Consider the following 24124-nt stretch of genomic DNA (forward strand, 5'->3'; position numbering starts at 1 on the left):
CTGTCCTCCTAGGTCTTCGGGCGCATACGATCCGCCGGCTACCTGCCGGCCAGGATCTGGCCCACGTAATTTGCCACGGCGCGTACCGCGGCGATCGTGCTCGGGTAGTCCATCCTCGTCGGGCCGACCACGCCGATGCCGCCCAGCAGCATGTCGTCCATGCCATAGCCGATCGACACGACCGAGGTACTGCGCATCTGCTCGTCCTCATTTTCCTCGCCGATGCGCACGGAGATGGCACCGGGGTTACGGGCCGCGGCGAGCAGTTTGAGCACCACGACCTGTTCCTCGAGCGCCTCCAGCACCTGTCGCAGCGAACCGGGAAAATCCGCGACGTTGCGGGTCAGGTTCGCCGTACCGCCGAGCACCAGGCGTTCTTCCGGATGCTCGACCAGTGACTCCACCAGCACGGTACAGACTCGGGTCATGGTGTCACGCAGCTCGGCGGGCGACTGATCCGGCAGTTCGGCCACCTTCGCCGCCGCCTCGGACATCCGTTGCCCGGCCAGCATGGAGTTCAGCACAGTGCGTAACCGGGACACGCTGTCCTCGCTGATGACGTCGCCGAGGTCGACGGTGCGCTGGTCGACGCGGCCGGTGTCGGTGATCAGCACCAGCATCAGCCGGGCCGCGGTGAGCGGCACCACCTCGACGTGGCGGACCGTCGAATTGGTCAGCATCGGGTACTGCACGATCGCGACCTGCCTGGTCAGCTGCGCGAGCAGCCGAACGGACCTGCGTAGCACGTCGTCCAGGTCGATCGCGCCGTCCAGGAAGCTGGTGATCGCCCTGCGTTCCGCACCGCTGAGCGGCTTGATCTCGCTGAGCCGATCGACGAAGAGGCGGTAGCCCTTGTCCGTGGGTATCCGGCCCGCGCTGGTGTGGGGCTGGGTGATGTACCCGTCCTCTTCCAGCGTCGCCATGTCGTTTCGCACAGTGGCACTCGACACACCGAGGTTGTGCCGGTCCACGATCGCCTTCGAGCCGACCGGCTCCTGGTTGGACACGTAGTCGGCGACGATGGCGCGTAACACTTCGAAACGGCGCTCGTCCGCGTTGGCCACCGGCACCTCCTACGTCGTCAGCCCTGCCGCGTACCTGACAACGAGTTTACGTACCGGTTGGTGCCCGTGGCGGCGGGTGCGTTCGGCGGGGCGCCTCAGCCCGCACCCGATGACGGACCCGGGCGCCTGCGCGTCAGGACGACGGGCGTCCGGGAACCAGGGAGCCGGCGAGCTTCCGGTAGGAGCCGTGCTCGCGTGGGTAGTCGCCGATGTTCTCGCGGAAGCACCAGACGATGTCGTTCGCCCGGCCGGAGAGACCGCCGCCGCGATTCATGCTCTGGCTTTCGGAACGATACGTCTCCCCGGGCAGGTCACGACCGGTCGGCATACGAATACCGAACTGTTCCCGGGTCTGGTCCTCGACCTCACGCACCAGGTCCTCGCCGAGGTCGAGCGCGTCGAGGAGGCGTCGTTCGACGTACTCGGTCAGAAACTCGCGCCGTCCGTCGTCACCGCCACGGCGTTCGTGCGCCAGCGCCTGGCGTTCGATCCCGCGTTGCTCCCGGAGCAGCGTCCGCTCGAAGTCCTCGATCTCGGCCGTGACGGGCTTGAGGAAGGTCCCCGGGTGCTCGCACGTGTGGTACATCAGCCGCTTGAACTCCCTGGTGGCGTAGCGCGTCGCCTCCAGCGGTGCGTAGTCGGCGGCGATATGCGTCGAGGCCCCGTCACTGGTCAGGTACCGATGCTGCTTGTACTCCGGCGGCACGTCCTGGGCGCCGATGTAGATCGGCACGTACGGGGTCGTCACGGCGCCGGTCACGGCGGTCCAGAGGACGTTCAGGTCGGCGTGGTCGACCTCGCCGAGTTGCGCGACCTGCCCGTAGCCGGACCGATCATGCGACCACCGCGGGTCGCGCACATAGGCCATCATGTCCTGCAGCGATACCGGGCCGAGTGCATCGCTCAGTTCCCGCTCCAGGTCCGCCTGGATGTTGTTTCCCCACGGATGTGTGGGAGTCACCTTGCGCTCGTTGGGTTGCCAGCCCGCGTAGACCTCCTGCGGATCGAACACGTCGCGTTCCGCGGGATCGAACCAGCCCTGCTCGACCGCGAAGTCGATGAAGTTGTCCGAGGCCAGGAACTCCTCGGGGTGCTCCTGGTAGTCCAGCGGGAACGGGTTGAGGTACCCCGGGTAGGACACCCGGGTCTCGTCCGGTCCCAGCCGCTCGGCGGCCCACAGGTTCTGGCTGCCGCCGTAGTTGACGAGCACCCAGCCCTCGTTCTGGTCCGCGAACATATGGGAGTTTCCGCCGTAGGTCGAGTAGCCGTACTGGTCAATCAGGCCGCCGACGATCTCGACCGCTTCCCGTGCGGTCGTGGCCCGCTCCATCGCGATCCTGGACAGGTCGCTGTAGTTGGGCCCGGTCTGTGGATCCGCGGTGAACTCGAGCAGCCGTTCACTCGACGGTGACCAGATGTCTCGCGCCGCGACCCCGTGTTCGTTCAGACCTCCGTTGGTCAGGGGTGCGGGAAAGCCGGCGAACTCCGAATAGTTCGACGTGATGTACCTGTTCGTCTGCTCTGCCTGCGGAATCTCGGTGAGTTTGCCGGGGAAACCGGCCCGCTCGGTCACCCCGACGGTCGTCGTGGCGCCTTCGGGAAACTGCCTGGAGGGCACGATCTCGAGCCAATGGCTGGACGGTTCGTGGCCGAAGCCGCCGAGCAGGACACTGCCGTCTTCGGTCAGGTTCTTACCGACGTAGAAACCGATGCTCTTCGTCGGACTCTCCTGGTCGGCGGATTCCACTCCGGCCGAGGCACGCTCGGCGGCGGACTGCGCTGCCGAGGTGGCTCCCGCGGGAATGACCAGTGTTGCCGCCGCCAGGATCGCCAGCGACCTGAGCTTGGACTTTTCCGGAGACCGCGACACGACCAACCACCATTCCTATCCAGGTTCGTTCAGCTGTTGCGCGGGAAACCGAGTTCGACGCCGCCGTGGGACGGGTCCAGCCAGCGCGAGGTGACGACCTTGGTCCTGGTGAAAAAGTGGACACCTTCCGGTCCGTAGGCGTGGCTGTCACCGAACAGCGAGTCCTTCCACCCGCCGAAGGAGTAATAGGCCACGGGCACCGGGATCGGCACGTTCACCCCGACCATGCCGACCTCGACCTCGTTCTGGAACCGCCGAGCGGCACCGCCGTCGTTGGTGAAGATCGCCGTCCCGTTGCCGTACGGGTTGGCGTTGACCAGCTCAAGGGCCGTCTCGTAGGTAGGCCTGCGCACCACGGAGAGCATCGGGCCGAAGACCTCGTCGCGGTGGATCGACATGCCCGGCTCCACCCGGTCGAACAGGGTCGGCCCGAGCCAGAAGCCGTCCTGGCCGTCCGCCACCTCGACCGTGCGGCCGTCGACGACGAGTTCGGCTCCTTCGGCGACCCCGGAGTCGAGGTAGCTCGCCACCCGGTCCCGGTGGGCGGCGGTGACCAGCGGGCCCATCTCCGAGTCCGGCTGCCTGCCGTCGCCGACCTTCAGTCCGCTGATCCGTTCGGCGATCTTGGCGACCAGCTCGTCCCCGACCGGGTCGACCGCCACCACCACGGACACCGCCATGCAGCGCTCCCCCGCCGAGCCGAAGCCGGCGGAGACCGCGGCGTCGGCGGCGAGGTCCAGATCGGCGTCGGGCAGGACGACCATGTGGTTCTTGGCCCCGCCGAGTGCCTGCACCCGCTTTCCGTGCCGGGTACCGGTCTCATACACATACCGCGCGATCGGCGTGGAGCCGACGAACGAGATCGCCTTGACGTCCGGGTGTTCCAGCAGGCCGTCGACGGCCACCTTGTCGCCGTGCAGCACGTTGAGCACGCCGTCGGGCAGGCCCGCCTCGGCGAAGAGTTCGGCGATGAAGTTGGCCGCGGAGGGATCCTTCTCGCTCGGTTTGAGTACCACCGTGTTGCCGCACGCGATGGCGTTCGGCACAAACCACAGCGGGACCATCGCGGGGAAGTTGAACGGCGAGATCACCCCGACCACGCCGAGCGGCTGCGCGATCGAGTAGACGTCCACCCCGGTGGAGGCGTTCTCGGTGTATCCGCCCTTCAGTACCTGCGCTGCGCCGCAGGCGTACTCCACGTTCTCGATCGCCCGCGCGATCTCGCCCGCCGCATCGGACACGACCTTGCCGTGTTCGGCTGTGACGATCCTGGCCAGCTCGTCCTTGCGGGCCGAGAGCAGCTCACGGAACGCGAACATCACCCTGGTCCTGGCCGCGAGCGAGGTGGACCGCCAGCCGGGCAGCGCACGTTTCGCCGCCGCGACCGCCTCCTGTATCTGCTCCGGCGCCGCGAGATCGACGTGTGCCTGGACGGTGCCCGCCGCCGGGTCGAAAACCTCGCCGGTGCGCTCAGCCACCCCGGACCAGGCCTTGCCGTCGATCCAGTGGCTGATTCGGGTAGTCACGTGGTGCGCTCCTTGCCTGCCTCGACGATGCTCTCGCCGAGAATGTCCAGTGCCTGCTCGGCCTCGTCGCCGGTCAGTGTCATCGGCGGGGCCAGCCGGATGACATTGTTGTGCAGCCCGCCCTTGCCGACCAGCAGTCCACGCTCCCGGGTGTGTTCCAGCACCGAACTCGCGGCGGCCGGGCTCGGTTCGCTGCCGCCCGGCTCCACCAGCTCGATGCCGATCATCAGCCCCTTGCCCCGGACGTCGCCGACGATGCCGCTGCGCGCACCGATCTCGCGCAGTCCGGCGAGCAGCCGGTCCCCGAGCTTGGCCACATTGCCCTGCAGATCGTGGTCGAGCAGGTACTCCAGGGTCGCGGCGGCGCCCGCCGTGGCGAGTGGGTTGCCGCCGAAGGTGGAGATCGAGTTGGCGTTGAGGCAGTCCATCAGCTCGCCACGGGCCACGACACCGCCGATCGCGAGGCCGTTGCCCAGTCCCTTCGCGAACGTCATGGCGTCCGGGGTGACGCCGTGCGCGCCGATACCCCAGAAGTGCTCGCCGGTCCGCCCCCAGCCGGTCTGCACCTCGTCGGAGATCAGCAGAATGCCGTACTCGTCCAACACCTCCTTGAACGCTGCGAACAGCCCGTCCGGCGGCACGTTGAACCCGCCGACGCCCTGGATCGGCTCAGCGATCATCGCCGCGACGTCGCCGGAGGTGGTGGTCTGCAGGACGTCGCGCAGATCCTGTACACACGCGGCGATGTAGTCGGCGTCGGACCAGCCCGCGAACGGTCCCCGGTACCGGTACCCGCCGTGCACGTAACTGACCTTCACCGGCGAAAGCGAGGTGGCCGACCAGCCGCGGTTACCGGTGATGCCAACGGTCGCGAACGCCCTGCCGTGGTAGGAGTTTCGCAACGCGAGGATCTGGTTGCTGCGCCGGTACTGCGTGGCCAGCATCAGCGCGGTCTCGTTGGCCTCCGTGCCGGAACTGGTGAAGAAGACCTTGGCGTCCGGGATTCCGGAGAGTTCGGCGATGCGCTCGGCGAGTTCGACCTGCTTACGGATCAGGTAGAGGGTCGAGGTGTGCAGGACGCCGGTGTCGAGCTGGGAGCGAACCGCATCGGAGATCTCCGCGACGCCGTAGCCGATGGCGTTGGTCAGGATTCCGGCGAAGAAGTCGAGGTAGGTTCGCCCCTGCGCGTCCGTCACGTGCCTGCCGTTGGCGCGGACGATCTCGAGCGGTTCCTGGTAGTACAGCGCCAGCCAGTTCGGTAGCACAGCTCGGTGCCGAGCCAGCAGATCTGCCTCCGTCATGCGCCGTTCCCTTCGCCGCGACACGGTGTTCCGCCTCCTCCGCGAGTTTTGCCGCAGCGGCCTCGGCGCCGCCACCCGCAACATGTACGGACTAAGGGTCGCGGCCGTACAGTCTGTGCCTGATCGATTCCGTGGCTCGCGCCGATGCGCGGGCTCGTGACTCCGCAGGCAGGAGGTGCGATGTATCCAACTGTTGCGGATGTGCTGGCACTACCGGTGATCCGGCACGGCGGTCCCAGGGTCGCCGCGGGCGCCGAAGGACTGGACCGCAGGGTCCGCTGGGTGCACGTGGCCGAGGTCGCCGACATCGCTCATCTGCTCAGGGGTGGCGAGCTCGTGCTCACCACCGGCATCGCACTCCCCGACGACGAGGCCGCGCTCACGAGCTACATCCGCGAACTGGCCGCCGTCGGCGCCTCGGGCGTCGTCGTGGAGCTGGTGCGGCACTGGAACGATGTGCTGCCATCCGCGCTGTGCGAGGCCGCGGACCGCCACGGGATCCCACTGGTCACGCTGTCGAGAGAGACCCGCTACGTCACCGTGACCGAAACCGTCAACGGGCTGATCGTGGACAACCAGGTGGCCGAGTTGCGGGCCGCGGAGCAGGTCCACGAGGCGTTCACGGCACTGACCGTCGCCGGCGCGGAGCCTGGCGAGGTACTGCGGGAGGTCGCGCGCAGCACCGAACTGCCGGTGGTGCTGGAGACGCTGTCACACGAGGTGCTGGCCTACGACGCCGCCGGTACCGAACCCGGCGAGCTGTTGCACCGGTGGCAGTCTCGCTCCAAGGGCGTTCGCCTCGGCGATCGCACTGGCTACCACCAGGCCGCGGGATGGCTCGTCACGATCGTCGGCGCTCGTGGGCACGACTGGGGCAGGCTCGTGCTGTTGTCCGCGGAATCGCCGCCACACCGGCACATCGTCGTCGCGGAGCGGGCGGCCTCGGCGCTCGCGGTGTACCGGTTGCTCGCCAGGGAGGGCGAGAGCCTCGAGCGGCAGGCACACAGGGCGGTTCTCACCGAGCTGCTCCGCTGTCCCGCGCCGTCGGCGGAGGTCCTCGCCCGCTCGGCGGCGCTGGCCGTCGAACTGAACGACAGACGGCTCATCGGCGTCGCCATCCGGCCGCGACTCACCACCGCCGCGTCTCCCGCTCCGGCCGCCGCCGTCGCCCCGCTACTGCGTGACCTCGCCGAGGCCACCGCGCTCGCCGCGCGCAGGGCGCGAGTCTGCGCACTGGTGGCCGACACGGGCGACACCGAGGTCAACGCCCTTGTCTCGCTGTCGCCCGGCGCGGACGCCGAAGCCGTCCTGCGGAGGGTGGCTCGCGAGATCCACCAGCACCGCAGCACCGTGCCCGCGGTGATCGCCGTCGGCAGCGTGGTCGAGGCCGCGGCCGACGCGGGACGCAGCCTCACCGAGGCCGGACACGTCGCGGCGGCGACCGGCGCCGGGGCCACCGATCGACAGGGGGCCTACCACCGCCTCGAGGACGTCCGGCTCCGTGGGCTACTGCACCTGCTGGCCGACGACGATCGGGTGACGGCCTTCGTGGGACGGGAGCTGAGTGCGCTGCAGGCCAGGGACGCGGCTACCGGCAGCAGACTCGTGCAGGCGCTGCGGCACTTCTGCGCACACGGCGGAAACAAGTCCGCCGCCGCCGCGGCGGCCCACACCTCACGGACCGCCTTCTACCAGCAGCTCGCCCGGATCGAGCAGGTACTCGGGGTGGCACTTGAAGACCCGGAGTCGATGCTCTCGCTGCATGTCGCCCTGCTCGCCCTCGACGTCCGGGAGGGCAGGAACAACAACGGGGCCGGCTGAACACCACGATCGGGTAGTCAATTTTCACTCGGGCGAGTCACACAGTGACCGGGTTCGGCGTGCCGATAGAGAAGGCATGGCATTGTTCCCCTTCGAGCCCCTGTCCGCCTGCGCTCTCACCCTGATGTGCATCGGCGGACCGGCAACCCCCACCGACTCGGCGCTCACCCTGGCGACCCACGACGTCAACGGCAGCACGAAGACGGTCGTCCTGCACTGCGATCCCGCGGCCGGCAACCATCCCTCGCCTGGCGAGGCCTGCGCGGCACTGGCCCGTGCGGACGGCGAGTTCGAGGACCTGGAGACCGAGGACGTGGCCTGCGCACTGATCTACGCCCCGGTGCAGGCGACCGCGCACGGCCACTGGCGCGGTGAGCCGGTCGACTTCGAGACCGTCTACCCCAACGCGTGTGTCGCCGGGGCCGAGTCCTCCGGCGTGTTCGGCTTCTGACAGTCGCGCACGGAAATTCCACGCGCTCCGGCCCCGCGATGCAGATCGCGGTGGCCGGAGCCTCTCCCCGATGTGGACCAGCGTTGGATCGATCGGAGCAGTATTGACCGGTCGTTCGTCCCAGCCGCGCGGTTCGGCCGTTTCCGCAATCGTCAGAATGTGCGGTGACGGCACCAATGGTGAACACTCTGACACTGCCGGACGGCCGGGGTCGAGCCGAGTATGCCGTGATGGAGCCAGCCCAGGTTCGCCACCCCGACGGTCGCATCGAGCTCACCGACGCCACGTCGGTGCACGGTAGTCAGTACTTCAACCACGAACTCGCACCGGTGCCCATCGAGAAACGCACCTGGAGCACCTACAACTATTTCGCACTGTGGATGGGAATGGCCCACAACATTCCCTCCTACCTGCTCGCCTCCGGCCTGATCGCCATCGGAATGAACTGGGCGCAGGCATTTCTCACCATCACGCTCGGCAACCTGATCGTGCTGATCCCGATGTTGCTCAACAGCCACGCCGGGACAAAGTTCGGCATTCCGTTCCCGATCTTCGCCAGGGCGTTCTACGGGATCAGGGGCGCCAACCTCGCGGCGCTGCTACGGGCGTTCATCGCCTGCGGCTGGTTCGGCATCCAGACCTGGGTCGGCGGACAGGCGATCTTCGTCATCCTCGGCAAACTCGTCGGTCCGGAGTGGATCAACGCGGGCGAGGTGTTCGGGCAACCATGGACGATGTGGCTCGGGTTCCTGGCGTTCTGGGCGTTCCAGATGGCGATCATCTGGCGCGGTATCGACGCTGTTCGCAAGTTCGAGAACTGGACCGCGCCACTGGTCACCGTCGGCTTCCTGATTCTGCTGATCTGGGTGCTGGTGAAGGCAGGCGGGTTCGGCCCGATCTTCTCGCAACCATCACAACTGGGCTGGGGAGCGGACTTCTGGAAGATCTTCGCGCCGTCGCTGATGGGGATGATCGCCTTCTGGGCCACGCTGTCGCTCAACATGCCCGACTTCACCCGCTTCGGCTCGAGTCAGCGCAAGCAGGCATTCGGGCAGATACTCGGTCTGCCGACGACGATGTCGTTCATGGCAATCGTCTCGATCATGATCACCTCCGGGGGTATCGTGATCTACGGCGAGGCGATCTGGGACCCGGTCGAGTTGGCATCCCGCTTCGACTCCCCGCTGGTGGTCGTGCTCGCCCTGCTCGGGCTCGGCCTCGCCACGGTGTCGGCGAACCTCGCCGCGAACGTGGTCAGCCCGTCCTACGACTTCTCCAACGCGTTCCCGAAGCGAATCAGCTTCCGTCTCGGTGGCCTCATCACCGGCGTGATCGGTATCGCGATCCAGCCGTGGCGGTTGATCTCCGATCCCAACATCTACATCTTCGCCTGGTTGAACTTCTACGGCGGAGTGCTCGCGGCGGTGGCCGGCGTGCTGGTCGCGGGGTACTGGGTGCAGGCAAGGACCCAGCTGCATCTGGCCGACCTCTACGCCGACGGGCCGGGGGGCCGGTACTGGTTCACCGGCGGGTGGAACTGGCGGGCGCTGGTAGCGACCGCCGTGGGCGCCGTCCTAGCGGTCGGCGGCGCCTACTCCGCGCCGGGCGAAGGTCCGTTCCCCGAGGACGGACTGATCCCGCTGTTCCAGCAGTTCTACGACTACAGCTGGCTGGTCGGGCTGGTCGCGGCGTTCTTGGTGTTTCTGGCGCTCTCCCTGCCCACGTCTCGTGGCGCAGACATGCACATCCCACAGGAGGACACAAGTGAGCGAAATCGTGCGAGCAGGCCTGATCCAGCAGCGGTGGACGGGTGACAAGGAGTCGATGATCGCGAACGCGGTCGAGGCGATCGCCAAGGCCGCGTCGCAGGGCGCTCAGGTCGTGTGCCTGCAGGAACTGTTCTACGGACCGTATTTCTGCCAGGTGCAGGACACCGATTACTACTCCTACACCGAGTCCATTCCGGACGGTCCGACCACGAGGTTAATGCAGGAGGTCGCCGAGCGCCACGGCGTCGTACTGATCGTGCCGATGTACGAGGCCGAACAGCCCGGCTTGTACTACAACACCGCGGCGGTGATCGACGCCGACGGCACCTATCTCGGCAAGCACCGCAAGAACCACATCCCACAGGTGAAGGGGTTCTGGGAGAAGTTCTACTTCCGGCCCGGCAACCTCGGCTACCCGGTCTTCGACACGGCGGTGGGACGTATCGGTGTCTACATCTGCTACGAGCGCCACTTTCCGGAGGGCTGGCGGGCGCTGGGCCTGGCGGGAGCGAAGATCGTGTTCAATCCCTCCGCCACCAGCCGGGGCCTGTCCGAGTACCTCTGGCGCCTGGAACAGCCGGCTGCCGCGGTCGCCAACGAGTACTACGTCGGCACGATCAATCGGGTGGGCGTGGAACCACTGGGCGACAACGATTTCTACGGACAGTCCTACTTCGCGGACCCACGCGGGCAACTGGTCGGCGAGGCGGCGTCCGACTCCGAGGAGGAGATCGTCGTAAGGGACCTGGACATGACCAAACTGGCCGAGGTCCGGGACCTGTGGGCGTTCTACCGCGACCGCAGGCCCGATACCTACGGACCACTGACCGAGGCATGAGAGGAGTCGCATGCGGACACTGATCTCCGGTGGGACGGTGCTCAGCAGCACCGGTGCTCACCTGGCCGACGTACTTGTGGACGGCGAGACCATCGCGGCGGTCACCGCGCCAGGATGGTTCGACGCCGACGTCAAGGGCACTGCCGACTCCGTGCTGGACGCCACCGGGAAGTACGTCATGCCCGGTGGTATCGACGCTCACACGCATATGGAAATGCCGTTCGGCGGGACGTTCTCGCACGACACGTTCGCGACCGGGACGACCGCGGCGGCCTGGGGTGGTACGACGACGATCATCGACTTCGCCGTGCAGAAGAAGGGTACGTCGCTGCTGTCCACCTTGGACACGTGGCACGGGAAGGCCGACGGAAACTGCGCGATCGACTACGGGTTCCACATGATCGTGTCGGATGTCAACGACACCTCGCTGAAGGAGATGGAGACCTGCATCGACGGCGGGGTCACCAGCTTCAAGATGTTCATGGCCTATCCCGGCGTCTTCTACTCCACCGATGGCGAGATCCTGCGGGCGATGCACAAGGCCCGTGAAACCGGGTCGACGATCATGATGCACGCCGAGAACGGCATCGCGATCGACGAACTCGCCGCGCAGGCCGTTGCCGAGGGCAAAACGGATCCGGTGCAGCACGGCCTGACCCGCCCGCCGGAACTGGAGGGCGAGGCCACCTCCCGTGCGATCACCCTGGCGAAGGTCACCGGATCGCCGTTGTACATCGTGCACCTGTCGGCGGCACAGGCTCTGGCGGAGGTCGCCCGCGCCCGCGACACCGGGCAGAACGTCTTCGCGGAGACCTGTCCGCAGTACCTCTATCTGTCCATCGAGGACATGGCGAAGCCAGGTTTCGAGGGCGCCAAGTACGTCGCGTCGCCCCCGCTGCGGGACAAGTCGCATCAGGCGGACCTGTGGCGCGGATTGCGGACCAACGACCTCTCCGTGGTGTCGACCGATCACTGTCCTTTCTGTTTCAAGGATCAGAAGGAACTCGGGCGCTCCGATTTCCGAGCCATTCCCAACGGGATGCCGGGCGTGGAGCACCGGATGGACCTGCTGCACCAAGGCGTGGTGGCCGGCGAGATCTCACTCGCCCGCTGGGTCGAGGCGTGCTCGACGACCCCGGCCCGGATGTTCGGGCTCTATCCCCGTAAGGGCGTCATCGCGCCGGGCTCCGACGCCGATGTCGTGATCTACGACCCCGCTGCCCGGCAGACCCTGTCCGCCGAGACCCACCACATGAACGTGGACTACTCGGCGTACGAGGGTTTCGAGCTGATGGGCCGGGTCGAGACCGTGCTCAGCAGGGGAACCGTGGTGGTGTCGGCGGACGGGTTCACCGGCAGCACCGGGCACGGCCGGTTCCTGTCCCGCGATCTCTGCCAGTACCTCAACTAGGAGTGTGTGATGGATTTCGGTGTGGTGCTGCAGACCGATCCTCCCGCACGGGAGGTCGTCCGGCTGATGGTCGCCGCTGAGGAGCAGGGGTTCAGCCACGGCTGGACGTTCGACTCCTGTGTGCTGTGGCAGGAGCCGTTCGTCATCTATTCGCAGATCCTGGCCGCGACCTCGGCGATGACCGTGGGACCGATGGTCACCAGCCCGGGACCGCGGGACTGGTCGGTGACGGCGTCGCTGTTCGCCACGCTCAACGACATGTTCGGCAACCGCACCGTCTGCGGGATCGGCCGGGGTGACTCGGCGCACCGGGTCGTGGGAAAGCCGCCGTCGACCCTGGCGACCCTGCGCGACGCGATGCACGTCATCAAGGAACTCGCCGAGGGCAGGGAGGTGGTGCTCGGCGAGACCGCGGTGCGGATCCCGTGGGTACGGGGCGGCAAGCTGGAGATGTGGATGGCCGGTTACGGGCCGAAGGCGCTGCGGGCGGTGGGCGAGCACGCCGACGGGTTCATCCTGCAGACCGCCGATCCGGCCATCGCGCGGTGGACGATCGGCTCGGTCCGCGAGGCAGCGCGAGCCGCCGGCCGGGATCCGGAGGGCATTACCATCTGCGTCGCGGCGCCCGCATATGTCGGCAGCGACCTGGCGCACCAGCGCGAGCAACTGCGCTGGTTCGGCGGGATGGTGGGCAACCACGTCGCGGACCTGGTCTCCCGCTACGGCGAGTCCGGCCCGGTACCGCGTGAACTGACCGACTACATCGCGGGCCGGGAGGGCTACGACTACGCCCACCACGGCAGGGCCGGAAACCCCTCGACCGACTTCGTCCCGGACGAGATCGTCGACCGCTTCTGCCTACTCGGCCCCGCCGAGGCGCACGTGCAACGGCTACAGGAACTGGCCGCCCTGGGGGTCGACCAGTTCTCGCTATACCTGATGCACGACCAGCGCGAGCAAACCCTGCACGCCTACGGCAAGGAGGTAATCCCCACCCTGACCTGACTTCGCAGACCCCGTGCCCGACTTTGCAGATCCGGGCCCGACTTTGCAGATCCGGGGCCCGAGTTGGCAGATTCGGGGCCGGACTTTGCAGATCCGGGGCCCGACTTTGCAGATTCGGGGCCGGAGTTGGCAGATTCGGGGCCCGAGTTGGCAGATTCGGTGGCACTACCGGTCCACCAGCGCCTGGTAGACGAGCTGGCGCAGTTGCTGCCGCAACGGGTGCGTACTCGACGGCAGTAGCTGGGTGAAGAACAGCACGGTGATCTCGCGAGCCGGATCCACCCAGAACGCGGTGCTCGCCGCGCCTCCCCAGGCGAGTTCGCCCTCCGTGGCAAGGGTCTTGGCCTTCACCGGATCCCGCAGCACGGAAAAGCCGAGCCCGAAGCCGAACCCGTCGAAGGGCATCTCGGCGAACAGCGGCCTGCCGAATGCTTCGAGGTCGACGTCGCCCGGCAGGTGGTTGCGGCCCATCAGCTCGACCGTCCTCGGGCTGAGCAACCGGACACCATCCAGTTCGCCACCGCGGAGCAGGAACTGGACGAACCGGTGGTAGTCGGCGGCCGTGGAGGCCAGCCCACCGCCACCGGAAAGGCAGTCGGGCGGCCGGGTGATCGCGGCGCCGAAAGCGTCGTTGCGGACGGCCTCGCGGGTCCCTGGCTTCGGCACGTACAACGCCGCGAGGCGGTGCAACGCGTCGCCCTCCACGTGGAAGCCCGTTGAGGTCATCCCGAGTGGGCCGAAGATGCGGTCCGCGAAGAAGCGGTCGAGCGTGGTGCCGGACACCACCTCGACCAGCCTGCCGAGTACGTCGGTGGCCACGGAGTAGTTCCACTCCGTACCGGGCTGGTGGACCAGCGGCAGGTCCGCCCATGCCTGCGAGCAGGCCGCGAGATCCATGCCCGGCGGCGTCGACCATTCGAAGCCGCGCTGCCGGTAGAGCGCGTCGACCGGATGCGCGTGATGGAAGCCGTAGGTCAGCCCGGCGGTGTGGGTGAGCAGGTGCCACACCCGGATCGGTTCGGTGGCCGGTTCCGTGACCGGCCGCAGGGACGAACCCTTCGTGTAGACCGATGGGCGGGCGAACTCCGGCAACCAGCGGGAGATCGGGTCGGTGAGGTCGAACTCCCCCTCCTCGAACAGCATCATCGCGGCTACCGAGGTGACCGGTTTGGTCATGGAGAAGATGCGCCAGCGGGTGTCCGACTCCACCGGCAGGTCGGCCTCGAGGTCGCGGCTGCCGTAAGTCGATACGTGCACAGGCCGGCCACGCCTGCTCACCACTGTCAGCCAGCCGGGCAGCAGGCCTTCATCGACGTAGCGGGCCATTCTGCGATCGATCCGCGCGAGCCGCGCGGGGTCGAAACCGAGTTCGGCCGGATCGGACCGCGCAGGCAGTTCAGTCATCGGACCCTCTCGTCGGGACAACCGCGCACTTTGCTGTCAGCGCGCCATGATAAGTGAGACCGGCTGTTGCCGTCGGGATCGCGGAAGTAGACGAAGCTGCCCCACGGCTGTGCGGCGAAGTCGCTCGCGTCGCGGTCAGAGGTCGAGCTTGTTGCCCAGCGTGCTGCGCAGGATCGCGAGGAACCTGCGTTGGCCGACGGGAAACGACCGCGTCAGCGTGAGCTCGTCACCAGATTTGGTGCGGAGGTGCACCTCGACCGTCCAGCCCCGGCGGACGACTCGGGCCTGCGCGATCGAACTTGCGTGCAGCACCTTCTCCGCGAACCCACGAAGCGCAAGCGCACGGCGCGTATCCGACACCGTTCGCAGGCCGTGTCTCGGCCCCAGTAGTCCGAAGACTGGTGGGCGCGCGAGCCTACCGGGAACGGTCCATCCCAGCGCAGCTCGACCTACTTCACCGACCCCTCGGGAGATCCGAAGCAGAAGTCCTTCGACGATCACCACGGTCACAAGCAGGAACAAGGCGGCGGACTCGGCCAACCCCAGATCGTCCCAGACGAACACACCCACGGCGATCGCGACCACAACGGCAGGGATTCCCAGCAGCAGCTGGTACCGGTACCAGACGTACGGGTCCGGGAGAACGCCGATGCCGTCGCGCAGCTCGTGCACGGCGAACCTGCCCTTGCCAGGCACACGCACCCAGGCTGACGTCCTCAAGCGACGACTCCTTCCTTGCCCGACCGTACTCACCGGCGAACTGCCAAGTCAGGGCCCCGGAACTGCCAAGTCGAGCCCGGGAACTGCAAAGTCAGGCCCTGGAAGTGCAAAGTCAGGGGCGGGCGGACTCGCGTTCGGCTGCCTTTTCCGCGCGCCAGGCCTCGTCGACCTTGCCCCTGCGCCAGTAGCCGGAGATCGAGAGCAGGTCCTTGCGCACGCCGCGCTCGTCGAGCAGGTGACCGCGGAGTTCCCGCACGATGCCGGCTTCGCCGTGGACGAAGGCCTGCACGGTCGCGGCGGGGAAGTCCAGGGCCCGGACCGTGGTGCCGAGGTCGTCGCCCGCACTGCGGTGCAGCCACCGCACCTGGGCATCGGCCTTGGTCGCCAGCGCCTGCTCCTCCATCGCGTCCTCGACCAGGATCAGCGCCGAGACCTGTGCCCCAGCGGGCATCGCCTCGAGCGTCGCCGCGATCGCGGGCAGCGCGCTCTCGTCCCCGACCAGCAGGTGCCAGTCGGCCTCCGGGGCCGGGGCGTACGCACCACCCGGCCCGAGGATCAGCATCTCGTCCCCCGGCCGGACCGCGGCGGCCCAGGGGCCGGCGAGGCCCTCATCGCCGTGGTAGACGAAGTCGATCGCCAGTTCGCCCGCACGCTCGTCGAAGTAGCGCACGGTGTAGGTCCGCATCCTGGGCCAGTGTTCCCTCGGCAGTTCCGCCCGCACGCGCTGCGTGTCGAACGGCTCCGGGTAGCGCACCCCAGGCACCGGGAACACCAGCTTGACGTAGCTGTCGGTGAACTCGTTCGGCCGGAAGTTCACCAGCCCCTCGCCACCGGCGACTACCCGGATCATGTGCGGGGTCAGGCGTTCGGTCCGCAGCACCCGTAGCCGGGTGGACGGCCTGGCCTTCGGTGCGGGTCGCTCCGCCATTCCTACTCCTCAACGAACGGGTCCATCTGAACTAAGGCTACCCTCACAAAGCAGCGGACCGTGCGAGGGCACGTGTGAGACCCGATCGCGCAGGAGTCACTCCCTCGCGGTGATCAGCGAGACCGGCGCGGCTCTGGTGGCCGGAAGTGTGGTCCACACGCTGGTCAGGCCCACAACGACGAACGCGCCGGCGGCCACGGCGGCCACGAGCGCCCACTGGACGTCGACCACGGACAAACCGGTGATCCGCTGCAATGCCGAGGTAATCCCGATCATGGTCAGCGACGCGGCCACGCCACCAAGCAGCACACCGATCGCCGAGACCGCCCACGACTCGATCAACGCCATTCGGACGACCTGCCCCCTGCTCAGACCGCTGACCCTGGCCGCGGCGAACTCCCGCCTGCGCTCCGCCGCCGCGATCACGACGGCGTTGATCACCGCGATCAATGCGTACAGCCCGCCCAACCCCATGACGACCGCGGTGATCCCGGTCTGGGTGTCCTGCTGCGCCGACGCCGACCGGCTGATCCAATCGTCCATTGTGGTCGCCTCACCGAGCCCGCTGGCCCGGACCCGTTCCGCGACGGCGGAGGCGTCCACACCTGGAGCCACCCGGACCAGTGACCGCGTCGATCCCGCGGCGGCCTCCGCGGCAGTCGGCAGACTCGCGGGCAGCAGGAAATCCGGACCACCGGTCATCGACGCGGGCAGCACCGCGACGATCCGCAGTGCGACCGTACGGTCACCGACCTGGGCATCGACGACGCCGCCGAGGCCGAGGCCGCTTTCGCCGCCGCCTCCCGGTCCGATCGCGACGGTTCGCCCACGCAGTTCGTCCAGCTAGCCACTCTCCACTGTGTCTCGGTGCACGCTCTGATATGACACGGGATCCACCGCCAGCGCCATCGCGTTCTCGGTCTCGGTCTCCACCTCGTCATCGTCGGACTCCGTACGGGTCACCGACATCGGCACTCTCGTCTCGGCCGACACCAGCGCCACCCCGGCGAGATCCGCCAGCTGCGCGGTCCCACGGCCGCCGGACTCGACCACCAGGTCCGCGTCCAGTTCTCGACGCTGCTGCTGCTCACTCGTCGCGGCGATGGTGGACATCGCACCGAACTGCCCGACCAGCAAACCCACCAGCACCAGCAGCGGGGCCGCCGTCGAGGCACTGCGCCGCACACCGTCCCGCAGGTTCGCCTCGGCGAGGCCACCGAGGACACTGCCCCGCAATGCCAGGCCGAACAACCGGCCGACCAGAGGCACCAACAGCGGACTGAGCGCGGACAGGCCCACGGCGGCTGCCAACGCGGCATTGATCGACAGCGGAATCGCGCCCTCCGGGCCCGCGACGCCCGCCACGATCACCATGGCCACCGCACCCGCCAGGAACAGCAGCCCGAGGAACCAGCGAGAAACGGTCATCACGCGCGTGGCCGCACCGGTTTCCCTGAGGGCCTCCAGCGGACGGACCTTCGCCGCCCGGCGCGAAGCGACGAACACCCCCGCCAGCGCCACTGCCACCCCCATCCCGAAGGACACCCCGAGAATCCAGTCCTGCCATCGTGGAACGAAGAATGCGGGCAGGAATCCCAGTTCGGTCAGCAGCCAGGCCTGCATCCTCATCACCAGTAGCCCGACGGGGATCCCGGCGCCGGTTCCGAGCACCCCGAGCAGCAGGGCCTCCGACAGCAACAGCCTGCGCACCTGGCCGCGCGCGCCACCGACCAGCCGCAGCAGGGCCAGGTCGCGGCGACGCTGCGCGACAGTGAACGCGAATGTCGAACTGACGATGAAGGCCGCGAGGAACACCGAAAGTCCGAGGGTGATGCCGAGTAGCGCCATCGCGGCGGTGAAGGCGTTCTCGATCTCGGCGCGCTCCATGGCGGTCACACCGGCCGGCGCCTGCGCGGTCGCGGCCGAGATCAGGATCAACAGTGAGGACTGCACGAGGGCGACCCCCATACACACGGTCACGATGGCACCGATGAACAGCTGCCAGCGTTCCCGGAACGTGCTCATCGACAGGCGCAGCATCAGGCTCACGCCTCCAGCCGGGCAAGACGCGTGGCGACGGCGGCGGCCGAGGGCGCGATCGCCCTGTCCACGATGCGGCCGTCGGAGAGAAAGACGACCGAGTCGGCGCTCGCCGCTGCCGCGGGGTCGTGCGTGACCATGACGATCGTCTGGCCTGCCGAGTCCACCATCCGGCGCAGCAGTCCCAGCACGGTTCTGGCCGATCCGGAGTCGAGCGCACCGGTGGGTTCGTCCGCGAAGAGTACGGCGGGCCTGGTGACCATGGCCCGGGCGATGGCCACCCGCTGTTGCTGTCCACCGGACAGCTCGCGAGGGCGGTGTCGTCGCCGATCATCCAGGCCGACACTCGCCAGTACCTCTCTTACGTCCTTTGTGGATTTGCGCCCCCCACGGAGCTTCAGCGGCAGCGCGACGTTCTGTTCGGCCGTCAGCGACCCGATCAGATTGAAGCTCTGGAAGACGAAGCCGATGGTCCCGCGACGCAACGCGGTCAGTTCGCCGTCCGATGCCGCGGTGATGTCCTGCCCAGCGAGCGACACCTGCCCCCCGCTCACCTGTTCCAGCCCGGCCGCGCAATGCAGCAGTGTCGACTTCCCCGAGCCGGAAGGTCCCATCACCGCCGTCCACGAACCCGGCGCGAACTCGGCGTCCACCTCGTCCAGGGCCCGCACCCTGGCCTGCCCCGAGCCGTACTCCCGGCTGACCCCACGCAACTCGACCGCCATGGGTGTTCTGCTCGCCTGTTGTTCCCGGGATGTCCCCGTCGCCGCTGTCATGGGTCGATCTCATCGTGAACCGGGCGACGGTTCACCAGCCCCAGCCCCCTAATCCGGCGTGGGGTTGGCCCTACCTCCGCGGATTCCGGGAAGCGGTCACGGCAATGGCACGGCGGCCGCGTACTGCGGAATGAGTTCCGCCCCCAGTGTCCGCTTCGTCTCCGCCATCTTCTTTCCCAGGATCACTCCGGATTTTCCGCTCTCGATCGACCATCTCACCGATTCCCCGTAGAAATGGAAGTAGAGGTTCGACCGCCCGCCGAGTTCCACCGGCAGCGCCGACCACGTGCGCATGACCGGCCATTCCGGATCGTCCAGTATCGTCGCGATCGCCAGCAGCCGTCCCGAGCCGCGATCGAGATAGCGCAGCACGAACACGTCCGGCTGACGCAGCAGACGCTCCAGATACCCGACGAACTGGGGCAACGGAACGATCGGCACGTCATGGTGTTTGCTCTCGTTGTACCGGACAAGTTCCGCGACCCGCGCCGGCTCCACCTCGCTCCCGGGAGTGACGCGCACGTCCAGCGTCTCGTCCTCGTCGACGGTGCGGAAGATCTTGCGCAAGTTCTGCCTGCGTTTCTTGGCCAGGGTCGCCATCCAGTCCTGCCGCTCGCCGAATGTGTCGGTCCGGAGCACGGCGACACTCTCGGTCTCCCGGACCAGCCGGAACCTGCCATCCACTGCGGACAGTCCGCCCGCGGGCACCTGTCGTAGCAACAGAGCACGGAGTCCGCGGCCGAGTACCTCCCGCATCATCGGTACGTATTCGGTCAGCAGTTCCCGGCACCCACCGTCGGACTCCGCCGCGGCGAACCACCAGCCCGGCAACGAACTCGTGCCGGGAGCCCGTACGTCCAGTCCACCAAGGCGACCGCCACGCTTCGAGGACACGAACCGGTTCCTGCGGGTGCGCGATCCGACCCAGGCAGCGCTCACGACACCGCATGGCCGTCCTGCCTCGTGCAGCACCGTGACGAACTGCGGCGTCCGCGCACACCACGCCTGCACCGCCAGCACTTCCCACGCCCAGTCCGCGCGCAGTCCCGCTCGACGACGCAGATCGGCCCAGTACGACGGTTCCGGATCCGTCCTGGGATCCAGCACCTCGACGGTCGCGTTCATCGTCCGGCCACCGGACGCGGGACGCCCACCGCCCACAGTGGACGTGTCCCCAATCCGAGTGAGGCCTTCAGCTCGAGCCTTCCCCTGCCCGCGGCCAGCGACTTGCGACCATCAGCGACGATCTGCCCGATCAGCCGTGCGTAGGAGTCGAAGTAGAGATGCTTGCGGCCGCCCTCCTCCGGTAATAACGCCGCCCAGTGCTGGTAGAGCGGGACGTCCGGATGATCCAGCAGATCCGCGAACGCGAGCAGTTTGCCGTCCCCGTTGTGATAAGTCAGTGTCCGTACGTCCTTCCTGCGGACGAGCGCGTGCAGGTACTCGGCCGTGACGGGGCTTCGGCTGTCGAACTTCGGCCTGCCGAGGCGATGCCGGTGCCGGTTGACCAACTCGGCCAGTTCTGCCCCGTCGAGGTCGTCCCGCGCCGTCTCGAACCGCACCACGAGCTCGGAGTCCGCTTCGACCTTGCGTACCTGGCCCCGGATACTGTGCCTGCGACTGCGCGGCAGCGATGCGATCCAATCCGCACCGCTGGTGAAGGTGTTGTCCAGGATCGCCGTGCCCGTGGCCGGCCGTACGATGCGTCCCCGGCCGCGCACAAGAGACAAACTGTCCGCGGGAACCGAGCGGTACAGCAGTCCGGTGCAGCCCGCGCCCGCCGCCCGGCAGAGCGCACGCTCGCACGCCCGCAACACCGCCCTGCGCTCGACTGGTTCCAAGCGGTCCGCGAAGGCCCAGCCGGGAAAGCCGGACAGCCACGGATTGTGCACCTCCACCAGGCTGGGTCCACCACGAGAACGAATCAGGGTCGACACCAACGCACCCGTGACGATGCCGTCGCGCCTGACCACCGCCACCCTGGTCGGATGCCGTGAGTACCGGGACTCGACTCCGAGCAGGCCGAAGTCCCAGGAAGCGTGCCGCGCCGCCGTCCTGCACAAGCCGGACCAGTCTGCCGGCTCCGCGTCGTATCCTGGGTCGAGTACCTCGACGGATTCGGTCATCGCCTGCTCACCGCCCCAGCAGCGGTCTGGGCACGGCGACCGAAGTCAAGGGCCTCGTCTCGAAACCCAGCTCCCCCTTGACATCCAGCAATGTGCGACCCGCGGTCAACTCTGGTCTGCCGTGTTCGATCATCTGCCGTACGCATCGCGCGTAGGCGTCGACGTACAGCTCTTTGCGTCCGCCTTCCCCGCCCGGTACCGCGGCCCAATGATGTACGGCCGAACTCACCTTGTGGTCGATCATGGTGTTGAAGGCCAGCAATCTGCCATTCAGGTCGCGATATTCCGTGGTCACGACGTCCCGCCTGCGAACGAACGCGTCCAGATAGGCCGCGGCGACGGGGCTGCGCGTGTCCAAATGCAGCCCGCCGACACGCGAGCGCTGCCCTTCCGCCCAGGCCCGCGCGTCCTGCCGCGCCCGATGCGCGTTGAGCAGGGTGGCCAGCTCGCGACCGTCCAGATCGGTTCGCTCGCTACCGGTTGTGACATGGAGCGTGTCGTCCCCCGCCAACCGGTGGACGATCGCGCGCAATCGCGGCGAAAGGGTGGCCAGCCAGTCCGCGAAGGAGGACCAGCGGTTACGCATCACCGACGTGGGATCGATCTCCCTGGCCACCCGCCCGCGGCCGACCGCGGCCAGGCCCACCTCCGGTGTCATGGCGCGGTACACCACTCCGAGTGTGCCGACGCCGAGGAAGCGCACCAGCTCACGTTCGAAGTGCCGCAAGCTCGCTCGGCGTGCTGCCGCGTCCATCGAACGGTCGAAGACACAGGCCGGGTACCCGCTGAGCAACGGCAGGTAGACCTCCGCCCACACCGGGCGCGGCCGCCTGAGCCGCCTGGGCGGCCGAGGCGCGAAAGCAGGATCGCGAAACGTACGACAGACCATGACCGAAAGCGCTCCGACCACCTGGGGTCCGTTATGGACGATGGCGAGCACGGGCGGGTTGCGGGCCAGCCACGCCTCGGTCCGCATGAGCTGGTAGTCCCATACAGGTGGCAGTCCCGCCCTGCGGCAGAAGTCCCGCCATCCCACGGGCTCCGCCTCGATCCGAGGATCCACGATGTCGACGCTCATCGGCCCACCACCGGACGCGGCACCGCGACCCCGAAGATCGGGCGGGTCCCGAAACCTAGTGATCGCTTGACCTCGTGCGGTTGCCGTCCGGCGGACAGCTCTCCGGCACCCCTGCTCACCAGGTGGCGCACAGCACGCTGGTAGCTGTCGAAGAACAGGTGCTTGCGCCCGCCCTCGGCCTCGGACAACGCGGCCCAGTGCTGTTTGATCACACTGTCCGGGTGGTCGAGCATCGTGTTCACCGCGAGCAGCCTTCCCTCGTCGTCGTGATACGTGAGCGTGTGTACGTCCGGCCTGCGCAGGAAAGTCTCGAAGTAGGCACCGGAGAGCGGGCTACGGGTGTCCAACGGAGCCTTGCCGCGCTCGGCGCGATGCCGGTTGATCAGCCGCGCGACCTGCGCACCGTCGAGATCTCTCCGGCCCGCTCCTCCGTGTATCAGCAGATCGGTCGACGACTCAAGCTCCTTGCGCTGTCTGCGCAAGCTCGACCTGCGGCTCTTCGAGAGCGCGGCGAACCAGTCATCGGGTGAGGAGAACACGTTGGCCAGCACCGAAACCGAATCGACCTCGCGGGTCAGGCGCCTGCGCCCACCCACGATCCCAGCGAGTTCGCGATCCAGCGCACGGTAGAGCACACCGAGCAAGGCGAAGCCGAAACGACGGACGAGTTCTCGTTCCGCCAGCCGCACCACTTCCTCACGTACGGCCGTGTCGAGGCCGGGATCGAACACGATCCCGGGAAAGCCACTGAGCCAGGGCTGATACACCTCCGCCCAGACCGGTCCCCGGATCGTCGGCCACCGGCCCTGTCGTCGCGGCGCGGGGGCGTACCTCGGTTCGCGCCACGGCCTGCAGACCAGAACCGAAAGGCCGGCGACCACCTTGCCCGAATCCCGGATCACGATCAGCACGGGAGGGTTACGTGCCGTCCAAGCCTCCAGCCGGAGCAGTTCGTAGTCCCACACCGCGTGCAACCGCCATCGCCGATGGAACTCGCGCCAGCCAGGTGGTTCCGGATCCACACGTGGATCGACGACCAGCACCTCCGAAATCACGGCAGCACAACCGGTGTTCCGTGCCGGCGGCAGGACGTCACCTTCCCCGCGACCCCGCCCGCGACGAGCACGTCGACCATCCTCGGCGAGTTCTGCCTGAGCAGGGTGACGGCGAGCCCCGCTTTGGTGGACCGCACATAAACCTGGCGCCAGTCCAGATGCCACCGTCCACACCGGCCGAACGCGCCAAGGTAGCCCAGCTGTGCATCATGGAGGACTCCGTACGGTCCGCCGTCGAGTTCGTCGAGCGCGCGATGTGGCACTCGAGCGAGGCGTTGCCCGAGATCCGGGGGCAGCGCCGCGTCCAGTGCGGCCAGCCCCTTGTCCGGACCGACCGCGACAACGCTGTCGCCGCGCAGCAAGGCGTTCGCCAGTTCGGCGAGCGCGGGTGAATCCGTACGCAGCGCTCCGGGATCGAGTACGGAACCGCGCAGGTGTCGACCGAGATCGGTGGGCGGCAAGGCGATCTCCGGATCCGCGATGACGACCAGGGAGCCGCGTGGAACTGATCGAGCCTGCGGCAGCATCCTGCCGAGGCCGCGTGCCGGGTCCGGCTCCGTGGCGCCGCCCGCCAGCGGCACGAGATCCACCATCGCACGTGTCGTGTCCGCGGTGGTCACAGCTCCGTCGAGCAGGCCGGTCCTGCCCGGAACCAGGGTGGGTTCGGTCCTTCCGTCCAGTGCCCATCGCTCGCGGTAGAACGGGACCGTGTCGAACGCGGACCGGACGACACGACGGTATTCCGAGCGCCACAAAGCACTCACCCCAGTAGTCCACATGGCGACCGAGTGTGCCAGCAAGCCGGCGGAATTCGGCCGCCCGACGGTGGAATCGGCCAAACACCCCACATCTTTCGGAGGGTGCGCGCCGCCGAACGGCGCAATTAACGACGAAAGGCTTCCCCTGACGGAGGGGGTCAGGCCTATAACTCTCGAATCGCT

The 24124-nt window shown here is 67.8% G+C and carries 21 protein-coding genes; 6 read left to right on the forward strand and 15 right to left on the reverse strand.

The window, feature by feature from the left end; all coding sequences use genetic code 11:
• Positions 1-38: 38 nt before the first annotated feature.
• From hrcA to D0C15_RS27170, 4 genes are all read right to left on the reverse strand, one after another.
• A complete protein-coding gene (gene hrcA / locus D0C15_RS27155) occupies positions 39-1064 on the reverse strand; it encodes a heat-inducible transcriptional repressor HrcA (RefSeq protein WP_116050960.1) in 1026 nt (341 codons plus the stop codon).
• Positions 1065-1197: 133 nt separating this feature from the next.
• The gene (locus tag D0C15_RS27160; protein WP_211323340.1) at positions 1198-2934 is read right to left on the reverse strand and encodes a C69 family dipeptidase; all 1737 of its coding nucleotides are present in this window, start codon (positions 2932-2934) and stop codon (positions 1198-1200) included.
• Between the two features lie 29 nt (positions 2935-2963).
• Positions 2964-4460, reverse strand: coding sequence for a CoA-acylating methylmalonate-semialdehyde dehydrogenase (locus D0C15_RS27165; protein WP_116050962.1), 1497 nt, complete (start codon positions 4458-4460; stop codon positions 2964-2966).
• On the reverse strand, positions 4457-5761 hold the full coding sequence (locus tag D0C15_RS27170; RefSeq protein ID WP_116050963.1) for an aspartate aminotransferase family protein: 1305 nt from the start codon (positions 5759-5761) through the stop codon (positions 4457-4459). Before D0C15_RS27170 ends, D0C15_RS27165 begins: the two co-directional genes overlap by 4 nt.
• 180 nt (positions 5762-5941) lie before the next feature.
• Here D0C15_RS27170 and D0C15_RS27175 point away from each other — a divergent pair, with 180 nt between their 5' ends.
• The 6 genes from D0C15_RS27175 to D0C15_RS27200 all read left to right on the forward strand — a co-directional run bounded on the left by D0C15_RS27175 (position 5942) and on the right by D0C15_RS27200 (position 13056).
• On the forward strand, positions 5942-7582 hold the full coding sequence (locus D0C15_RS27175; protein ID WP_116050964.1) for a PucR family transcriptional regulator: 1641 nt from the start codon (positions 5942-5944) through the stop codon (positions 7580-7582).
• Positions 7583-7658: 76 nt separating this feature from the next.
• Positions 7659-8033, forward strand: coding sequence for an SSI family serine proteinase inhibitor (locus tag D0C15_RS27180; protein ID WP_116050965.1), 375 nt, complete (start codon positions 7659-7661; stop codon positions 8031-8033).
• A 230-nt stretch (positions 8034-8263) separates the two neighbouring features.
• A complete protein-coding gene (locus tag D0C15_RS27185) occupies positions 8264-9847 on the forward strand; it encodes an NCS1 family nucleobase:cation symporter-1 (protein WP_116050983.1) in 1584 nt (527 codons plus the stop codon).
• Positions 9798-10640, forward strand: coding sequence for a nitrilase-related carbon-nitrogen hydrolase (locus D0C15_RS27190; RefSeq protein WP_116050966.1), 843 nt, complete (start codon positions 9798-9800; stop codon positions 10638-10640). Before D0C15_RS27185 ends, D0C15_RS27190 begins: the two co-directional genes overlap by 50 nt.
• Positions 10641-10650: 10 nt before the next feature.
• Positions 10651-12051, forward strand: coding sequence for a dihydropyrimidinase (gene hydA / locus D0C15_RS27195; protein WP_116050967.1), 1401 nt, complete (start codon positions 10651-10653; stop codon positions 12049-12051).
• 9 nt (positions 12052-12060) lie between these two features.
• Positions 12061-13056 (forward strand): TIGR03842 family LLM class F420-dependent oxidoreductase, encoded by a 996-nt coding sequence (locus tag D0C15_RS27200; protein ID WP_116050968.1) that lies wholly within the window; start codon positions 12061-12063, stop codon positions 13054-13056.
• 165 nt (positions 13057-13221) lie between these two features.
• Here the strand turns inward: D0C15_RS27200 and D0C15_RS27205 are convergent, their stop codons facing one another.
• The 11 genes from D0C15_RS27205 to D0C15_RS27250 form a co-directional block, all read right to left on the reverse strand.
• Entirely contained in the window at positions 13222-14460 is a 1239-nt protein-coding gene (locus D0C15_RS27205; protein WP_116050969.1) for a serine hydrolase domain-containing protein, read from the reverse strand.
• A gap of 135 nt (positions 14461-14595) precedes the next feature.
• Complete coding sequence (locus tag D0C15_RS27210; protein ID WP_162830270.1) at positions 14596-15180, reverse strand: hypothetical protein; 585 nt, start codon at positions 15178-15180, stop codon at positions 14596-14598.
• Positions 15181-15292: 112 nt separating this feature from the next.
• The gene (locus D0C15_RS27215; protein WP_116050971.1) at positions 15293-16108 is read right to left on the reverse strand and encodes a siderophore-interacting protein; all 816 of its coding nucleotides are present in this window, start codon (positions 16106-16108) and stop codon (positions 15293-15295) included.
• A 96-nt stretch (positions 16109-16204) separates the two neighbouring features.
• Entirely contained in the window at positions 16205-16825 is a 621-nt protein-coding gene (locus D0C15_RS35215) for an FtsX-like permease family protein (protein ID WP_245976294.1), read from the reverse strand.
• A gap of 126 nt (positions 16826-16951) precedes the next feature.
• Positions 16952-18148 carry an FtsX-like permease family protein gene (locus D0C15_RS35220; RefSeq protein ID WP_245976299.1) on the reverse strand — a complete coding sequence of 399 codons (1197 nt, stop codon included), beginning with the start codon at positions 18146-18148 and terminating at the stop codon, positions 16952-16954.
• Between the two features lie 5 nt (positions 18149-18153).
• Positions 18154-18924, reverse strand: a complete 771-nt coding sequence (locus D0C15_RS27225) for an ABC transporter ATP-binding protein (protein WP_116050972.1) — start codon at positions 18922-18924, stop codon at positions 18154-18156.
• Between the two features lie 96 nt (positions 18925-19020).
• On the reverse strand, positions 19021-20049 hold the full coding sequence (locus D0C15_RS27230; protein ID WP_116050984.1) for a GNAT family N-acetyltransferase: 1029 nt from the start codon (positions 20047-20049) through the stop codon (positions 19021-19023).
• On the reverse strand, positions 20046-21050 hold the full coding sequence (locus D0C15_RS27235) for a GNAT family N-acetyltransferase (protein WP_116050973.1): 1005 nt from the start codon (positions 21048-21050) through the stop codon (positions 20046-20048). The genes D0C15_RS27230 and D0C15_RS27235 overlap by 4 nt, the downstream gene beginning before the upstream one ends.
• 7 nt (positions 21051-21057) lie before the next feature.
• Positions 21058-22128, reverse strand: a complete 1071-nt coding sequence (locus tag D0C15_RS27240) for a hypothetical protein (RefSeq protein ID WP_116050974.1) — start codon at positions 22126-22128, stop codon at positions 21058-21060.
• The gene (locus D0C15_RS27245) at positions 22125-23183 is read right to left on the reverse strand and encodes a GNAT family N-acetyltransferase (RefSeq protein ID WP_116050975.1); all 1059 of its coding nucleotides are present in this window, start codon (positions 23181-23183) and stop codon (positions 22125-22127) included. The genes D0C15_RS27240 and D0C15_RS27245 overlap by 4 nt, the downstream gene beginning before the upstream one ends.
• Entirely contained in the window at positions 23180-23962 is a 783-nt protein-coding gene (locus D0C15_RS27250; protein WP_116050985.1) for a hypothetical protein, read from the reverse strand. The genes D0C15_RS27245 and D0C15_RS27250 overlap by 4 nt, the downstream gene beginning before the upstream one ends.
• Positions 23963-24124 lie beyond the last annotated feature (162 nt).

The sequence above is a fragment of the Amycolatopsis palatopharyngis genome (genome assembly GCF_003385185.1).
In the GTDB taxonomy this organism is placed as follows: domain Bacteria; phylum Actinomycetota; class Actinomycetes; order Mycobacteriales; family Pseudonocardiaceae; genus Amycolatopsis; species Amycolatopsis palatopharyngis.

Excerpts from the sequence above, each read along its gene's own strand:
- D0C15_RS27170 (WP_116050963.1), bottom strand. The coding sequence starts at position 5,761 with ATGACGGAGGCAGATCTGCTGGCTCGGCACCGAGCTGTGCTACCGAAC.
- D0C15_RS27175 (WP_116050964.1), top strand. The coding sequence starts at position 5,942 with ATGTATCCAACTGTTGCGGATGTGCTGGCACTACCGGTGATCCGGCAC.
- D0C15_RS27180 (WP_116050965.1), top strand. The coding sequence starts at position 7,659 with ATGGCATTGTTCCCCTTCGAGCCCCTGTCCGCCTGCGCTCTCACCCTG.
- D0C15_RS27185 (WP_116050983.1), top strand. The coding sequence starts at position 8,264 with ATGGAGCCAGCCCAGGTTCGCCACCCCGACGGTCGCATCGAGCTCACC.
- hydA (WP_116050967.1), top strand. The coding sequence starts at position 10,651 with ATGCGGACACTGATCTCCGGTGGGACGGTGCTCAGCAGCACCGGTGCT.
- D0C15_RS27200 (WP_116050968.1), top strand. The coding sequence starts at position 12,061 with ATGGATTTCGGTGTGGTGCTGCAGACCGATCCTCCCGCACGGGAGGTC.
- D0C15_RS27205 (WP_116050969.1), bottom strand. The coding sequence starts at position 14,460 with ATGACTGAACTGCCTGCGCGGTCCGATCCGGCCGAACTCGGTTTCGAC.
- D0C15_RS27215 (WP_116050971.1), bottom strand. The coding sequence starts at position 16,108 with ATGGCGGAGCGACCCGCACCGAAGGCCAGGCCGTCCACCCGGCTACGG.
- D0C15_RS35220 (WP_245976299.1), bottom strand. The coding sequence starts at position 18,148 with ATGCTGCGCCTGTCGATGAGCACGTTCCGGGAACGCTGGCAGCTGTTC.
- D0C15_RS27225 (WP_116050972.1), bottom strand. The coding sequence starts at position 18,924 with ATGACAGCGGCGACGGGGACATCCCGGGAACAACAGGCGAGCAGAACA.
- D0C15_RS27230 (WP_116050984.1), bottom strand. The coding sequence starts at position 20,049 with ATGAACGCGACCGTCGAGGTGCTGGATCCCAGGACGGATCCGGAACCG.
- D0C15_RS27235 (WP_116050973.1), bottom strand. The coding sequence starts at position 21,050 with ATGACCGAATCCGTCGAGGTACTCGACCCAGGATACGACGCGGAGCCG.
- D0C15_RS27240 (WP_116050974.1), bottom strand. The coding sequence starts at position 22,128 with ATGAGCGTCGACATCGTGGATCCTCGGATCGAGGCGGAGCCCGTGGGA.
- D0C15_RS27250 (WP_116050985.1), bottom strand. The coding sequence starts at position 23,962 with ATGTGGACTACTGGGGTGAGTGCTTTGTGGCGCTCGGAATACCGTCGT.